General features: G+C 55.5%; 13 protein-coding genes. 5 read left to right on the top strand and 8 right to left on the bottom strand.

Annotation, left to right across the window (positions count from 1 at the left end; all coding sequences use genetic code 11):
• Window positions 1-12: 12 nt before the first annotated feature.
• Entirely contained in the window at window positions 13-2,088 is a 2,076-nt protein-coding gene (locus KCR01S_RS09760; RefSeq protein ID WP_061282652.1) for a YccS/YhfK family putative transporter, read from the top strand.
• Here KCR01S_RS09760 and argD read toward each other — a convergent pair.
• The 3 genes from argD to ppiA all read right to left on the bottom strand — a co-directional run bounded on the left by argD (window position 2,081) and on the right by ppiA (window position 4,614).
• Window positions 2,081-3,298 (bottom strand): bifunctional acetylornithine/succinyldiaminopimelate transaminase, encoded by a 1,218-nt coding sequence (argD, locus tag KCR01S_RS09765; protein WP_061282509.1) that lies wholly within the window; start codon window positions 3,296-3,298, stop codon window positions 2,081-2,083. The genes KCR01S_RS09760 and argD overlap by 8 nt on opposite strands.
• An 84-nt stretch (window positions 3,299-3,382) precedes the next feature.
• A complete protein-coding gene (pabA, locus tag KCR01S_RS09770; protein ID WP_061282511.1) occupies window positions 3,383-3,946 on the bottom strand; it encodes an aminodeoxychorismate synthase component 2 in 564 nt (187 codons plus the stop codon).
• A 95-nt stretch (window positions 3,947-4,041) separates the two neighbouring features.
• Window positions 4,042-4,614 carry a peptidylprolyl isomerase A gene (gene ppiA, locus KCR01S_RS09775; RefSeq protein WP_061282513.1) on the bottom strand — a complete coding sequence of 191 codons (573 nt, stop codon included), beginning with the start codon at window positions 4,612-4,614 and terminating at the stop codon, window positions 4,042-4,044.
• Between the two features lie 278 nt (window positions 4,615-4,892).
• On the opposite strand from ppiA, the gene tsgA reads away from it, so the two are divergent.
• From tsgA to cysG, 4 genes are all read left to right on the top strand, one after another.
• Window positions 4,893-6,074, top strand: a complete 1,182-nt coding sequence (gene tsgA / locus KCR01S_RS09780; RefSeq protein WP_061282515.1) for an MFS transporter TsgA — start codon at window positions 4,893-4,895, stop codon at window positions 6,072-6,074.
• Between the two features lie 260 nt (window positions 6,075-6,334).
• On the top strand, window positions 6,335-8,878 hold the full coding sequence (gene nirB / locus KCR01S_RS09785; protein WP_061282517.1) for a nitrite reductase large subunit NirB: 2,544 nt from the start codon (window positions 6,335-6,337) through the stop codon (window positions 8,876-8,878).
• Window positions 8,875-9,204, top strand: coding sequence for a nitrite reductase small subunit NirD (gene nirD / locus KCR01S_RS09790; protein ID WP_061282519.1), 330 nt, complete (start codon window positions 8,875-8,877; stop codon window positions 9,202-9,204). Before nirB ends, nirD begins: the two co-directional genes overlap by 4 nt.
• A gap of 270 nt (window positions 9,205-9,474) precedes the next feature.
• Window positions 9,475-10,848 (top strand): siroheme synthase CysG, encoded by a 1,374-nt coding sequence (gene cysG / locus KCR01S_RS09795; RefSeq protein WP_061282521.1) that lies wholly within the window; start codon window positions 9,475-9,477, stop codon window positions 10,846-10,848.
• Between the two features lie 50 nt (window positions 10,849-10,898).
• On the opposite strand, the gene trpS is transcribed toward cysG, so the two are convergent.
• The 5 genes from trpS to damX form a co-directional block, all read right to left on the bottom strand.
• Entirely contained in the window at window positions 10,899-11,903 is a 1,005-nt protein-coding gene (gene trpS / locus KCR01S_RS09800; protein ID WP_061282523.1) for a tryptophan--tRNA ligase, read from the bottom strand.
• Window positions 11,896-12,657, bottom strand: a complete 762-nt coding sequence (gph, locus tag KCR01S_RS09805; protein ID WP_061282525.1) for a phosphoglycolate phosphatase — start codon at window positions 12,655-12,657, stop codon at window positions 11,896-11,898. Before gph ends, trpS begins: the two co-directional genes overlap by 8 nt.
• Complete coding sequence (gene rpe / locus KCR01S_RS09810; protein ID WP_061282527.1) at window positions 12,650-13,327, bottom strand: ribulose-phosphate 3-epimerase; 678 nt, start codon at window positions 13,325-13,327, stop codon at window positions 12,650-12,652. Before rpe ends, gph begins: the two co-directional genes overlap by 8 nt.
• 33 nt (window positions 13,328-13,360) lie before the next feature.
• A complete protein-coding gene (gene dam / locus KCR01S_RS09815; protein ID WP_061282529.1) occupies window positions 13,361-14,194 on the bottom strand; it encodes an adenine-specific DNA-methyltransferase in 834 nt (277 codons plus the stop codon).
• Between the two features lie 124 nt (window positions 14,195-14,318).
• Window positions 14,319-15,602, bottom strand: a complete 1,284-nt coding sequence (gene damX / locus KCR01S_RS09820) for a cell division protein DamX (RefSeq protein WP_061282532.1) — start codon at window positions 15,600-15,602, stop codon at window positions 14,319-14,321.
• Window positions 15,603-15,607 lie beyond the last annotated feature (5 nt).

Genomic DNA, 15,607 nt, shown 5'->3' on the forward strand with positions numbered 1-15,607 from the left:
TTTATTCCCCCTATGTGGCGCAGGCTGATTTACCACCCGGAAGTCAACTATGCACTGCGGCAAACGCTGGTGTTATGTTTGCCGGTCGCCATCGGCCTGATTTTCGGTCATCTTCAGCAAGGTCTCCTGTTTTCTCTGGTGCCCGCCTGCTGCAATATTGCCGGTCTTGACACTCCGCATAAGCGTTTCTTCAAACGTCTGACCATCGGCGGCTGTCTGTTTGCCGGCTGTAGCCTTGCCGTCCAGCTTTTGCTGGAACACGAAATCCCGCTGCCGCTGATACTCACCGGGCTAGCACTGATTCTCGGCGTCACGGCGGAGATTAGCGCCCTGCACGGACGGCTGCTGCCGGCCTCGCTTATCGCCGCTATTTTCACCCTCAGCCTCGCCGGCAATATGCCCATCTGGCAGCCATTGCTACTCTATGCACTGGGTACGCTGTGGTACGGTTTATTCAACTGGTGGTGGTTCTGGATGTGGCGCGAGCAGCCGCTGCGGGAATCGCTCAGTCTGCTTTATCGCCAGCTCGCCGATTATTGCGAAGCCAAATACAGCCTGCTGACTCAGCACACCGACCCCAGCACGGCCCTGCCTCCGCTGTTGAATCGTCAGCAGAAGGTGGTGGATTTGATCTCCCAGTGCTACCAGCAGATGCACATGCTGGCGGCCAATCAGCACAACGATTACAAGAGATTGCTGCGCGCATTTCAGGTGGCTCTGGATTTACAAGAACACATCTCGGTTAGCCTGCACCAGCCAGAAGAAGTACAAAAGCTGGTTGAGCGCAGCCACGCCGAAGCGGTGATCCGCTGGAACGCGCAAACCGTCGCTGCCCGCCTGCGCGTGCTGGCCGACGATATTCTCTACCATCGCTACCCCAGCCGCTTCACGATGGAAAAACAAATTGGTGCGCTGGAAAAAATCGCCAACCAGCACCCGGACAACCCGGTCGGCCAGTTCTGCGCATGGCACTTTAGCCGCATTGCCAAAGTGCTACGCGGCCAGCGCCCGCTGTATCCGCGCAACCTAATGGCTGACAAAGAGCGTCGGCTGCCGCTGTTCCCGGCGCTGAAAAGCTATCTGTCGCTAAAATCGCCGGCCCTGCGTAACGCCGCACGGTTGAGCGTAATGCTGAGTATTGCCAGCCTGATGGGTACGGCCCTGCATTTACCCAAGCCGTACTGGATCCTGATGACGGTGCTGCTGGTGACGCAAAACGGCTATGGCGCCACCCGCGTACGCATTTTCCACCGGGCTGCTGGCACCCTTGCCGGCCTTGTGATTGCCGCTTTCGCCCTGCACTTCCATACGCCACAGTGGTTAACGCTCTCCGGAATGCTGATCATTACTCTCGGCAGCTATTTGATTATCCGCCGCAGCTACGGCTGGGCGACGGTCGGTTTCACCGTTACTGCGGTATATACGCTGCAAATTCTGACGCTTAACGGCGAGCAATTTATCGTTGCCCGCTTTATCGACACCATCATCGGCTGCCTGATTGCTTTTGGCGGTATGCTCTGGCTGTGGCCACAGTGGCAAAGCGGCCAGCTACGGCAAAACGCCCAGGCTGCGCTGGAGGCCGACCAGGAAGCCATTCGTTTGATTCTCAGCTCCGACCCGCAGGCTCCCAAACTGGCGTATCTGCGTATGCGTGTTAATCAGGCGCACAACACGCTGTTTAACACCCTCAATCAGGCCATGCAGGAGCCCGGTTTCAACTCGCGCTATCTGGAAGATATGAAGCTGTGGGTGACCCACAGCCAGTTTATCGTCGAGCATATCAACGCCATGACTACGCTGGCGCGCGAGCATGAGATGCTGACACCCAATCTGGCGCAACAATATCTGGAGTCGTGTGAAATTGCGCTTCAGCGCTGTCAGCAGCGTCTGGAGTACGATGAGGCGGGGAGCAGCGGTGAGGTCAACATCATGGAAGCACCGGACGCGCTGTCCCACGGGCCGTTAAGCACCATGGAACAGCATCTCCAGCGTATTCTGGGGCATCTGAACACCATGCACACTATCTCTTCAGTGGCCTGGCGCCAGCGCCCACGGCACGGCGGCTGGTTAAAACGGCGGGCTAACTGACGATTTTTGCCACGGCCTGAGCGAAACGCTGCATACCTTCGTCAATATCCACCTCTTCCACCACCAGCGACGGTGCAAAACGCATTACGTCAGGGCCGGCGTTCAACACCATCACACCCACGTCTGCCGCCGCGTAGAGGAAATCACGCGCTCGGCCTTTGTACTTAGCGTTAAGCTCGGCACCAATCAGCAGCCCCATACCGCGTACATCGCTGAAGACATCGTACTTCGCGTTAATCTGCTGCAGGTGCTGCACAAAGCGTTCGCGTTTTGCGCTCACCCCGTTCAGTACTTCCGGCGTGTTAATGATGTCGAAGGCGGCGCCAGCAACGGCACAGGCCAGCGGGTTACCGCCGTAGGTTGAACCGTGGGAGCCGACGTGGAAGGCGCTGGCGATCTCTTCGGTGGTCAACATCGCGCTCACCGGGAAACCGCCGCCCAGCGCTTTGGCGCTGGTCAGAATGTCCGGCGTCACGCCGTAGTGCATATAGGCGAACAGTGAACCCGTACGCCCCATCCCGCTTTGCACTTCATCAAATACCAACAGCGCCTGATGCTTATCGCACAGCGCGCGCAGGCCCTGGAGAAATTCCGGCGTTGCCGCCAGGACCCCGCCTTCCCCCTGAATAGGCTCCACCACGATAGCGCAGGTATGATCGTCCATCACCGCTTCAACCGCATGCAGGTCGTTAAACGGGACGTGGACAATATCGGCCGGCTTGGGGCCAAAGCCGTCGGAGTATTTAGGTTGGCCACCCACGGAGACAGTAAACAGAGAACGCCCGTGGAACGCGTTGTGGAAGGCGATGATCTTGGTTTTATACGGACTGTGGCGAGTCGACGCGTAATAGCGCGCCAGCTTAAATGCCGTTTCGTTTGCTTCTGTGCCAGAGTTCATAAACACCACGCGTTCGGCGAAGGTGGCATCCACCAGCTTCTGACCCAGGCGCAGCGCCGGCTCGTTGGTAAACACGTTGCTGGTGTGCCACAGCGTTTCACCCTGGCTTTTCAGCGCCTCAACCAGCGCCGGGTGACAATGGCCCAGCGCCGTCACCGCAATACCGCCCGCAAAATCGACGTACTCTTTGCCTTGCTGATCCCACACGCGGCTGCCTTTACCCTTCACCGGAATAAATTCCGCCGGTGCATAAATTGGCAAAATGACCTGATCGAAGGTCGCGCGGGTGATTGCAGGTTGTTTGGTTACCATGTCATGCCCTTCTTCAAACGATGCAGCAATGATTGTGAAATTCTATCCACAAAATATGCATAAAAAATCACACCATAGCAACTACTATCGATTGAGAAAGTTAGCCAGCAGCTCATGCCCCTGTTCACTGAGGATGCTTTCCGGATGGAACTGCACGCCTTCCAGATCCCATTCACGATGGCGGATCCCCATGATTTCACCCGCTTCGCTGCGCGCGGTGACTTCAAAGCAGTCGGCAAGGGTATCCGGGTCAATGAGCAGTGAGTGATAGCGAGTGACGGTCAGCGGGTTATTCAGGCCGCGAAACACGCCCTGCTGCTGGTGGGTAATCGGTGAGGTTTTGCCATGCATCACTTTTGTCGCGCGAACAATGCGCGCACCGAACGCCTGAGCGATAGCCTGATGGCCTAAGCAGACGCCGAGCAGCGGCACTTTACCCGCATAATGGCGAATGACATCAAGAGAGATACCGGCTTCATCCGGCGTGCAGGGTCCGGGGGAGATAACGATTTTGTCCGGCGCCAATTGAGCGATTTCATCAAGGGTAATGTCGTCATTACGCCTGACCATTACGCTGGCTCCCAGCTCACAAAAATACTGGTAGAGGTTCCAGGTAAAAGAATCGTAGTTATCAATCAGCAGGATCATGGCGGCTCCGGTCGTTTATCTGCCGCCATTCTACCGGGTGCTTACTGCTTTAGCGATACGGGCGGCAGCCTCATGCTGATGCCGCCCCGCCTCGTTTATGGCAGAACTTTTGCTGACAGGATAACGATAGGCTTAGACGGCACGTTCTGATACGGCCCAACGTTGTGGCTCGGCACCTGGGAAATTTTATCCGCGACATCCATCCCCTTCACCACTTTGCCGAAGACGGCATAGCCAAAATCACGCTGGCCGTGATCCAGGAAGGCGTTATCCGCCACGTTGATGAAGAACTGGCTGGTTGCGCTATCTTTATCAGCAGTACGCGCCATGGCGATAGTGCCACGGGTGTTACGCAGGCCGTTATCCGCTTCGTTTTTAATGGGTGGGTTTGGCTGCTTCTGCTGCATCTGCTCGTTAAAACCGCCGCCCTGAACCATAAAGCCCGGGATCACGCGGTGGAACGTGGTGTTGTTGTAAAAACCGCTGTTGACGTATTTCAGGAAGTTTTCAACCGATACTGGCGCTTTCTGGCTATCCAGCTGCAGCTCGATGTTACCGGCCGAAGTGGTCAGCAGCACGTGCGGGTTGTTGGTCGCCGCGAGCGCCGCAGGCGCCATAGTGGAGAGAGCGAAAACAGCCGCCACGGCCGCCAGAGTTGATTTGAGCATGAGAATTCCTTTAACGAGTGCAGTAGTGAAAGCAAGTGGCTTGATTCTAAAGAGGCTGAGCCCCACAGGCCAGTGCTTTACTAAAGTTTACGTGGATGTAACGCTTATAATGATCAGGGTAAGAAATGGTGAATTCATTTTTGTGATCTTGATCACATCGAACAATGTAATACGTCATTGTTTGCGTAATAAAACTATGAATACATCACTGCAGTGAATAAAATCTGCACGCTCAGCGCAGAGTCAATGCGCTTTACACAACTATTCACAGGCCAGTCATGACTAACAGCAACCGTATCAAGCTCACATGGATTAGCTTCTTCTCCTACGCCCTTACCGGCGCGTTGGTGATCGTCACCGGGATGGTGATGGGAAATATTGCCGATTACTTTAATCTGCCCGTTTCCAGCATGAGTAACACCTTCACCTTCCTGAACGCCGGGATCCTGATCTCCATCTTCCTCAATGCCTGGCTGATGGAAATCGTGCCGCTGAAAACGCAGCTGCGTTTTGGTTTTGTGCTGATGGTTCTCGCCGTTGCGGGTCTGATGACCACTCACAGCCTTGCGCTGTTCTCCGCCGCCATGTTCGTTCTGGGCCTGGTCAGCGGGATTACCATGTCGATTGGTACGTTCCTTATCACCCACATGTATGAAGGACGTCAGCGCGGTGCACGCCTGCTGTTTACCGACTCCTTCTTCAGCATGGCAGGGATGATCTTCCCGATGGTCGCCGCTGTTCTCCTGGCACGCAGCATTGAGTGGTACTGGGTATATGCCTGTATTGGTCTGGTTTACGTGGCGATCTTTATTCTGACCTTCGGCTGCGACTTCCCTGTACTGGGCAAAAAAGCGCAGCAGGAAGACCAGCCGGTGGCGAAAGAAAAATGGGGTATCGGCGTTCTGTTCCTGTCTATCGCTGCGCTGTGCTATATCCTTGGCCAGTTGGGCTTTATCTCTTGGGTACCGGAATACGCTAAAGGCCTCGGCATGAGTCTGAATGACGCCGGCAAACTGGTGAGCGATTTCTGGATGTCTTACATGTTCGGCATGTGGGCCTTTAGTTTCATCCTGCGCTTCTTCGACCTGCAGCGTATCCTGACGGTGCTGGCGGGCATTGCTACCGTCATGATGTATTTGTTCAACCACGGCGACCCGCAGCATCTGGCCTGGTTCATTCTGACGTTGGGCTTCTTCTCCAGCGCGATCTACACCTCTATCATTACGCTGGGTTCCTTGCAGACCAAAGTCGCCTCCCCAAAACTGGTTAACTTTGTTCTGACCTGCGGCACCATTGGCACCATGCTGACCTTCGTGGTGACTGGCCCGATTGTGGCCAGCAGTGGCCCACTGGCTGCACTGACCACCGCGAACGCACTGTACGCCGTCGTCTTCGTGATGTGTCTTATCCTCGGCTTTGTGAGCCGTCATCGCCAACACGCGGCGAACGCGTCTCACTAACCCACAACGCCCCTTTTCTAGCGAGAAGGGGCGTCTTTGAGTCATTCTTTGCCACGCACACCTTCCTGCCGTTTATTTGCTCATTTTGTACAAAAAACCACCTCAAGATAAAGTTGAGTATTTTCCGCAACTTACAAAACCACTTAAAAATCATCACTCTACTCATTAAGGGGTAGCTAAAGGCTAAATTGATTTGAATCAATAATCGCAATAGCTGAATCGTTAAGGTAGGCAGTATTAGAATAGAAATCGAGGCAAAAATGAGCAAAGTCAGACTCGCAATTATCGGTAATGGCATGGTCGGCCACCGTTTTATTGAGGATATTCTCGATAAAGCCGACGCTAGCCAGTTCGATATTACCGTCTTCTGTGAAGAACCCCGCATCGCCTACGACCGTGTCCACCTCTCGTCTTACTTCTCTCACCACACGGCAGAAGAGCTGTCCCTGGTACGTGAAGGCTTCTATGAGAAGCACGGTGTGAAGGTTCTGGTCGGCGAACGCGCTATCACCATCAACCGCAAAGAGAAGGTGATTCACTCCAGCGCAGGCCGTACCGTCTTTTACGACAAGCTGATTATGGCCACCGGTTCTTATCCATGGATCCCGCCAATCAAAGGTTCTGAAACTCAGGATTGCTTCGTCTACCGTACGATTGAAGATCTGAACGCCATTGAGAACTGCGCGCGCCGTAGCAAACGCGGTGCGGTGGTCGGCGGGGGTCTGCTGGGCCTGGAAGCCGCTGGCGCGCTGAAAAACCTCGGCATCGAAACTCACGTTATCGAATTTGCCCCTATGCTGATGGCCGAGCAGCTCGACCAGATGGGCGGCGAGCAGCTGAAGCGCAAAATCGAAAGCATGGGTGTGAAGGTTCACACCAACAAGAACACCAAAGAGATCGTGCAGGAAGGCGAGAACGCGCGTAAAACCATGCGCTTTGCCGACGGCAGCCAGCTTGAAGTCGACTTTATCGTCTTCTCCACCGGTATTCGCCCTCGCGATAAACTGGCTACCCAGTGCGGTCTCGAAGTCGCCCAGCGCGGCGGCATTATGATTAATGATAGCTGCCAGACCTCTGACCCAGATATCTATGCTATCGGCGAATGTGCTAGCTGGAAAAACCGCGTGTACGGCCTGGTTGCGCCGGGCTACAAAATGGCGCAGGTTGCCGTTGACCATATCCTCGGCAGCGAAAACAGCTTCCAGGGTGCGGATATGAGCGCCAAGCTGAAATTGCTGGGCGTAGACGTCGGTGGTATTGGCGATGCTCATGGCCGTACGCCTGGCGCACGCAGCTACGTTTACCTCGATGAAAACAAAGAGGTCTACAAACGCCTGATCGTTAGCCCAGACAATAAAACGCTACTCGGCGCAGTGCTGGTGGGTGACACCAGCGACTACGGCAACCTGCTGCAGCTGGCGCTGAATGCGATTGAACTGCCGGAAAATCCAGACTCACTGATTCTGCCGGCGCATGCCAGCGGCGGTAAACCGTCAATCGGCGTCGACAAACTGCCGGACAGCGCACAGATTTGCTCCTGCTTCGACGTGACTAAAGGCGCACTGATCGCCGCCATCAACAAAGGTTGCCATACCGTCGCGGCGCTGAAGGCTGAAACTAAAGCCGGCACCGGCTGCGGTGGCTGTATCCCGCTGGTGACTCAGGTGCTGAACGCTGAGCTGGCGAAACAGGGTATCGAAGTTAACCACAGCCTGTGCGAACACTTCGCCTTTACCCGTCAGGAGCTGTATCACCTGATTCGCGTCGAAGGTATCAAGTCCTTTGATGAGCTGCTGGCGAAATACGGCAAAGGTTACGGCTGTGAAGTCTGTAAGCCGACCGTTGGTTCCCTGCTGGCTTCCTGCTGGAATGAATTCATCCTGAAGCCGCAGCACACGCCGCTGCAGGACACCAACGACAACTTCCTGGCTAACATCCAGAAAGACGGTACCTACTCCGTGATCCCGCGCTCCGCAGGCGGCGAAATCACGCCGGAAGGCCTGGTAGCTGTCGGTCGTATCGCCCGCGAGTTTAATCTGTACACCAAAATCACCGGTTCTCAGCGTATCGGCCTGTTCGGGGCGCAGAAAGATGACCTGCCGGAAATCTGGCGTCAGCTGATTGAAGCCGGCTTCGAAACCGGTCATGCCTATGCCAAAGCGCTGCGTATGGCCAAAACCTGCGTAGGCAGCACCTGGTGCCGTTACGGCGTGGGCGACAGCGTAGGCTTCGGCGTCGAGCTGGAAAACCGCTACAAGGGCATCCGTACGCCGCATAAGATGAAGTTTGGCGTCTCCGGCTGTACCCGCGAATGTGCGGAAGCGCAGGGCAAAGATGTGGGCATTATTGCTACCGAGAAAGGCTGGAACCTGTACGTCTGCGGTAACGGCGGCATGAAACCGCGCCATGCGGATCTGCTGGCAGCTGACCTCGACCGCGACACGCTGGTCAAATATCTCGACCGCTTCATGATGTTCTACATCCGTACCGCCGATAAGCTGACGCGTACCGCTCCGTGGCTGGATAACATGGAAGGCGGTATCGACTATCTGCGCGCCGTGATCATTGACGACAAACTGGGCCTCAACCAGCATCTGGAAGAAGAGATCGCCCGCCTGCGCGCCGAGTTTGCCTGCGAATGGACTGAAACGGTTAACGATCCGGCCGCTCAGGTTCGTTTCAAACACTTTATCAACAGCGAGCAGCGTGACCCGAATGTCCAGGTGGTTGCCGAGCGTGCACAGCATCGTCCGGCTACGCCGTATGAACGTATCCCAGTCACTCTGGTGGAGGAAAACGCATGAGCCAGTGGGTAAATATCTGCAAGATTGACGCAATCCTACCAGCAACGGGCGTTTGTGCGCTGCTGGGCGACAAACAGGTCGCCGTGTTTCGTCCTTATGCCGACGACCAGGTTTTCGCCATCAGCAACATCGATCCGTTTTTCGAGTCGAGCGTGCTCTCTCGCGGTCTGATCGCTGAACATCAGGGCGAACTGTGGGTCGCCAGCCCGTTGAAAAAGCAGCGCTTCCGCCTGCGTGACGGGCTGTGTATGGAAGACGAAAGTCATTCCGTCACCCATTATGAAGCGCGCGTCAAAGACGGTCAGGTACAGCTACGCCTTAACTAATTCGAGCAGCCGGAAGATGGCAGGATAGCCAATCGCCAGGCGCGTCGATAAACGCGTCACTGGGGGTCAGTGAACACAGCCAGCACGCCGGCGGCTTGAAGCATGACAGGTATAAACGTCTGAACGTTTGGGCATAAGTAATAGCTAAAACTTATGACCTTAAAGGGGTAGCAGCAGGAAAAATCGTGTATCCCATACGATGTCTGCTGTTATCCTTATCCGCATTATTCATCTCGTGTATTTCCTTTGCTAATTCCGTGAGGTTGTCCCGTGGATCACTTACCCATCTTTTGCCAACTGCGCAATCGCGACTGCTTGCTGGTCGGCGGCGGTGATGTTGCTGAACGTAAAGCACGCTTGCTGCTCGACGCGGGCGCGCGTCTGACGGTAAATGCCCGGGATTACGTCCCACAGTTTCACGTCTGGGCCGATGCGGGAATGCTCACGCTGGCAATCGGTGATTTTCAGCCCGCGCTGCTGGACACCTGCTGGCTGGCCATTGCTGCCACCGACGACGATGCCGTCAATCAACGGGTGAGCGATGAAGCGGAGGCGCGCCGTATCTTCTGCAACGTGGTGGATGCGCCGAAGGCCGCCAGCTTCATTATGCCCTCAATAATCGACCGCTCACCGCTGATGGTCGCCGTCTCTTCCGGCGGTACCTCGCCGGTACTGGCACGCCTGCTACGCGAAAAGCTGGAAGCCGTTCTGCCGCAGCATCTGGGTCAGGTCGCACTCTACGCAGGGCAGCTCCGCGCCCGCGTGAAGCAACAGTTTGCCACCATGGGCGAGCGCCGCCGTTTCTGGGAAAAACTGTTTATGAATGACCGCCTGGCGCAATCGCTGGCGAATCAGGATAAGCAGGCTATCGCCGAAACCACCGAGCACCTGCTCAATACGCCGCTGGATCATCGCGGCGAAGTCGTGCTCGTGGGGGCTGGGCCTGGAGATGCTGGGCTGCTCACGCTGAAAGGCCTCCAGCAAATTCAACAGGCGGACGTGGTGGTCTACGACCGACTGGTTTCCGACGATATAATGGACCTGGTGCGCCGCGATGCCGACCGTATCTTCGTGGGCAAACGTGCGGGCTACCACTGCGTCCCTCAGGATGAAATTAACCAGATTTTGCTGCGCGAGGCGCAGCAAGGTAAACGCGTGGTGCGCCTGAAAGGCGGCGACCCATTCATCTTCGGTCGCGGCGGTGAAGAGCTGGAAACGCTGTGCGATGCCGGTATCCCCTTCTCTGTCGTGCCGGGCATTACCGCCGCTTCAGGCTGCTCTGCCTACTCAGGCATTCCACTGACCCATCGCGACTATGCGCAGAGCGTACGCCTGGTTACCGGGCATCTGAAGACCGGCGGGGAGCTGGATTGGGAAAACCTGGCCGCTGAGAAACAGACGCTGGTGTTCTACATGGGGCTTAATCAGGCGGCCACCATCCAGCAAAAGCTGATTGAGCACGGTATGCAGGCCGATATGCCGGTGGCTATCGTCGAGAATGGTACGGCGATTACCCAGCGGGTGATTGACGGTCAATTGACGCAGTTGGGGGAACTGGCGCAGCAGATGGCCAGCCCGGCGCTGATTATCGTCGGCCGCGTGGTGGGGCTTCGCGACAGACTCAACTGGTTCTCAAACCACTAAAGACAAAAAAACCGGGATTATCCCGGTTTTTTTATTCACTGCTGCAGCGCTTATGGCTTGGCCACAAAGCCAATCGCTTCGTACACCGCTTTCAGCGTTTGCGCCGCACGAGCGCTGGCTTTATCTGCCCCGTCCTTCATGACCTTCTGCAGGAAAGCTTCGTCGTTGCGATAACGGTGATAACGTTCCTGAAGCTCAGTCAACATGCCGGAAACCGCTTCAGCCACTTCGCCCTTCAGGTGACCGTACATTTTCCCTTCAAAGTGCTGCTCAAGCTCAGAAATGCTCTGGCCGGTCACGCCGGAGAGAATGTCCAGCAGGTTAGAAACACCCGCTTTGTTCTGCACGTCGTAGCGCACCACTGGTGGCTCATCGCCATCGGTCATGGCGCGTTTGATCTTCTTGACCACGGATTTCGGATCTTCCAGCAGACCAATCACGTTATTGCGGTTGTCGTCTGACTTGGACATCTTCTTAGTCGGTTCCAACAGCGACATCACGCGCGCACCGGACTTAGGAATGAATGGCTCAGGCACTTTGAACACATCACCGTAAATCGCATTGAAGCGCTGGGCGATATCGCGGCTCAACTCCAGGTGCTGTTTCTGATCTTCACCGACCGGAACCTGATTGGTCTGATACAGCAGGATATCGGCAGCCATCAGTACCGGATAGTCAAACAGACCGGCGTTGATGTTTTCCGCATAGCGGGCAGATTTATCTTTGAACTGGGTCATACGGCTCAGTTCACCAAAATAGGTGTAGCAGTTCAGCGCCCAGCCCAACTGAGCGTGCTCAGGCACGTGGGACTGAACGAAGATGGTGCTTTTTTCCGGATCGATACCGCAGGCGAGGTACAGCGCCAGGGTGTCGAGAGTCGCTTTACGCAGCGCCTGAGGATCCTGACGGACGGTGATAGCGTGTTGGTCAACGATACAGTAGATGCAGTGGTAGTCATCCTGCATGTTAACCCACTGACGCAGCGCACCCATGTAGTTACCGATGGTCAGTTCACCTGACGGCTGTGCGCCGCTAAATACGATGGGCTTAGTCATGTTCTGATTCCTGAGGTTCAAGATTAGGCAGCCCGAGAGCGGGCAAAAGTTCATTAAAATGGTTGAAGACGACGTCCGGTTCGCTCTGGGCGATGGCTTCGCCGTAGTTGTAGCCGTAGGTCAAACCGACGGATGGGCAACCCGCCGCTTTGGCAGCCTGGATGTCATTACGCGAATCGCCAACAAACAGCAGCGTGTCGACCGCCAGCCCCAGTTTCTCCGCCACTTTCAGCAGCGGCTCCGGATGCGGCTTTTTGTTCTGTACGTCATCACCGCCAATCACTACCGTAAAATAACGAGCGATGCCCAGCGATTGCAGAATCGGGGCCACAAACGGCGTCGGCTTATTGGTCACCAGCGCCAGCGGCAGGCCACTGTTATGTAGCGCCGCTAGGCTTTGCTCAACGTGCGGGAACAGGAAGCTCCCCTCTTCAGCAAACTCTGCATAGTATCGGTCAAACAGACGGCGCAGCACGCGCAGCTGTTCATCCTGCGGGATATCGTGGCTATCGACAGAAGGTTTGCCCTGCGAGGCACGCAGCGTGGCGCGCTCCTGACGAGCCCAGTTCAGCGCCCGCTCCATCAGCACATCGGCGCCGTTACCGATCCAGGTGATAACTCGTTCTTCACCCGCCACCGGCAGTTCAAGCGCATACAGCGCGCTGTCTACCGCAGCCGCTAAACCTGGCGCGCTGTCTACCAGCGTACCGTCGAGGTCAAACGCGACGCCGCGAATAGTCTTTAATTTATCCATGACTTACCTTTGCCAGTTCACTACGCATTTCATCAACGACTTTTTTGTAGTCTGGTTGGCCAAAAATAGCAGAACCGGCGACAAACATGTCCGCCCCGGCCGCTGCGATTTCGCTAATGTTATTCACCTTCACCCCGCCGTCCACTTCCAGACGGATATCGTAGCCGGACTCATCAATACGACGGCGCACTTCACGCAGCTTTTCCAGCGTGTGAGGAATAAAGGATTGACCACCAAAGCCTGGGTTAACCGACATCAGCAAAATGACGTCCAGCTTGTCCATCACGTAGTCAAGATAGCTCAGCGGTGTCGCGGGGTTAAACACCAGGCCCGCTTTACAGCCATGCTCTTTGATAAGCTGCAGCGTGCGGTCAATGTGTTCGGAGGCTTCCGGGTGGAACGTGATAATGCTGGCTCCTGCGGCCGCAAAATCCGGAACGATACGGTCAACGGGCTTCACCATCAGATGCACGTCAATAGGTGCGGTAATGCCATAATCACGCAGTGATTTCAGCACCATCGGGCCGATGGTCAGGTTCGGTACGTAATGGTTATCCATAACATCGAAATGAACCACATCTGCCCCGGCGGCCAGCACACGGGCAGTGTCCTCCCCCAGGCGGGCAAAATCAGCCGACAAAATTGAAGGGGCAATAAGGTACTGTTTCATCCGCATCTCCTCAAAGCCTATCCCATTAGGCTATTAACGTTGTTTTTTGCCAGGTGGCCGATAGAGCGCTAGCAGTTCTTCCACCTTTTTACGCGTGCCGCCGTTGCGGCTGATGCTGCGTCGAACTTTTACGGTATGGGTATCCGTCGCGTTTTTGTACCAGTCCAGCGTTAGCGGCGTTCGGTGATTTGAAATCAACACCGGGATCCGCTTTGCCATCAGTTCTTCCGCTTTCTTCGCCAGAATTTCTTGCTGTTCAAGGCTGAAGCTGTTGGTGTGGTAAGCGGTAAAATTCGCCGTCGCCGAGAGTGGTGCATACGGTGGGTCGCAATACACCACCGCATTCTTCCCCGCTCGCTTCATGCACTCTTCGTAAGATTCGCAGTAAAACTCCGCATTCTGCGCTTTCTCGGCGAAGTGGCGCAGTTCGGCTTCCGGGAAGTAAGGTTTTTTATAACGCCCAAAGGGAACGTTAAACTCACCGCGCAGGTTATAACGGCACAGACCGTTGTAGCCATGACGATTAAGGTATAAAAACAGCACCGCACGCCGGAACAGGTCGGTGCTACGGTTAAACTCTTCGCGCAACTGGTAGTAGCATTCCGCGTTATTGGTTTCAGGCACGAACAGAGCCTGCGCCTGTTCTACGTACTCATCGGCGCGCGTTTTAACGATTTTGTAGAGCTCGATAAGGTCGCTGTTGATATCAGCCAGAATATAACGCGAAAAATCGGTATTCAAGAATACCGATCCAGCACCAACGAAGGGTTCAACCAGACAATCGCCTTCCGGCAGATGATGTCTTATATCGTCGAGTAGAGGGTACTTGCCCCCCGCCCATTTAAGAAAAGCGCGATTTTTTTTCATGCGGCCTGACTAATTACACTTTCTCCGGCTGTGGAGAAAGGCTCCGACAGCATCCTGCGCTTCTTCGTTCCTTCATGCGGCACCAGGGCCGCATGAAGGAACGGTGTCGAGATTGAAACGACGATTATTTCAGGTCGGTCTGAACCTGACGCAGCGGTTTCGCCCACGGGTTCTTCGCCTGAACGTCAGCTGGCAGCGTAGTGACGGCTTTTTTTGCATCATCTTTCGACGCATAAATACCGCTCACCAGCACATACCATGGCTGACCGTTACGGGAGGTTTCATACACCACGTAGTTTTTCAGATTCTCTTTCTTCGCCCAACCGTTCAGGTTGTCGTAGTTGGAAGAGGAGCTGAGCTGCAGGGTGTAATGGGAACCCGAAGCGGACTTCAGCGAGTTGACGTCACCGGCTGACTTACCGGTTGCCGCCGCGGCAGGTGCCGTCGTGGCTGCAGTCGCCGTTGCGGCTGGAGCGGTAGTCGCTGCTGGTTTAGCGGTTTCCGTCGTCGTTGTCGGCGCTTTCGTCGGCGCAGTCGTTGTTGCCGTCGCCTTAGGCGCGGTAGTCACCGGCTTAGCTTCGGTAACAGGCTTACTTTGCATCGTTGCCGCTGGCGTTTTCGCCGTGGCAACAGGCTGAGGCTTCGCTTCGATAACCGCATGTTTACGTTCTGGACGCGGCGTAGCAGCCGTAGTCTGACGTGGGGTTTCCGGTGCGGTGACCGCCGGGCGCGCGCCGTTACGAATTGGAGCAACGGTCGCCGGTTCAGTTGGCAGCGTGGAGTTCACCACCGCATTATCAATCTGGCCCTGCTGCTGCGTTAATGCATTGTTCAGGTCGCCCTGCACTTCGACGCGCTGCTGACCATCCGGCGCAGCGGCTTGCTGACCCTGAGTTGGCGTAGAGGAAATCGGTGGCAAAGACACATCCTGCTGCGGGTTAGTCCCCTGCGCAGGCTGAGTGGTTGCGGTCTGATCGGCGTTATCACCGGAAAGAGAGATGCTCTTCTCGGTTGATGCACTTTGATCGCTGGAAGATGAAGGCGCTTTCAATGCCGAGCCGATGCCGACAATCAGCACCAGCAGCACCACGATCCCAAGACCCATCATAATATACTGACGGGAAGCAGGTTTACGTGGAGCAGCATTTTTACGTTTCCGCGGACGGCGCTCTACAACTTCGTCAGCGCTTTCTGCATCTTCATCATCGGATTCATAGTATTCGTCTTCCGGCTCAGCTTCTTCACGTGCTTTGCGGCTACGGGAGGGACGACGCTCGTCAGCATCGAGTTCCACATCATCAAAATTGATCTGTGGCTCGCTGTCACGATCGGAAGACTGACGAGAACGACCAGTACGACGATCGCTGGGATCGGGTTTCAGCTCGTCTTCTGGTTTAAATTCATCCATTTAAC

The sequence above is a fragment of the Kluyvera cryocrescens NBRC 102467 genome (assembly GCF_001571285.1).
Classification (GTDB): Bacteria; Pseudomonadota; Gammaproteobacteria; order Enterobacterales; family Enterobacteriaceae; genus Kluyvera; species Kluyvera cryocrescens.

Excerpts from the sequence above, each read along its gene's own strand:
- KCR01S_RS09760 (WP_061282652.1), top strand. The coding sequence starts at position 13 with ATGTGGCGCAGGCTGATTTACCACCCGGAAGTCAACTATGCACTGCGG.
- argD (WP_061282509.1), bottom strand. The coding sequence starts at position 3,298 with ATGGTAACCAAACAACCTGCAATCACCCGCGCGACCTTCGATCAGGTC.
- pabA (WP_061282511.1), bottom strand. The coding sequence starts at position 3,946 with ATGATCCTGCTGATTGATAACTACGATTCTTTTACCTGGAACCTCTAC.
- ppiA (WP_061282513.1), bottom strand. The coding sequence starts at position 4,614 with ATGCTCAAATCAACTCTGGCGGCCGTGGCGGCTGTTTTCGCTCTCTCC.
- tsgA (WP_061282515.1), top strand. The coding sequence starts at position 4,893 with ATGACTAACAGCAACCGTATCAAGCTCACATGGATTAGCTTCTTCTCC.
- nirB (WP_061282517.1), top strand. The coding sequence starts at position 6,335 with ATGAGCAAAGTCAGACTCGCAATTATCGGTAATGGCATGGTCGGCCAC.
- nirD (WP_061282519.1), top strand. The coding sequence starts at position 8,875 with ATGAGCCAGTGGGTAAATATCTGCAAGATTGACGCAATCCTACCAGCA.
- trpS (WP_061282523.1), bottom strand. The coding sequence starts at position 11,903 with ATGACTAAGCCCATCGTATTTAGCGGCGCACAGCCGTCAGGTGAACTG.
- gph (WP_061282525.1), bottom strand. The coding sequence starts at position 12,657 with ATGGATAAATTAAAGACTATTCGCGGCGTCGCGTTTGACCTCGACGGT.
- rpe (WP_061282527.1), bottom strand. The coding sequence starts at position 13,327 with ATGAAACAGTACCTTATTGCCCCTTCAATTTTGTCGGCTGATTTTGCC.
- dam (WP_061282529.1), bottom strand. The coding sequence starts at position 14,194 with ATGAAAAAAAATCGCGCTTTTCTTAAATGGGCGGGGGGCAAGTACCCT.
- damX (WP_061282532.1), bottom strand. The coding sequence starts at position 15,602 with ATGGATGAATTTAAACCAGAAGACGAGCTGAAACCCGATCCCAGCGAT.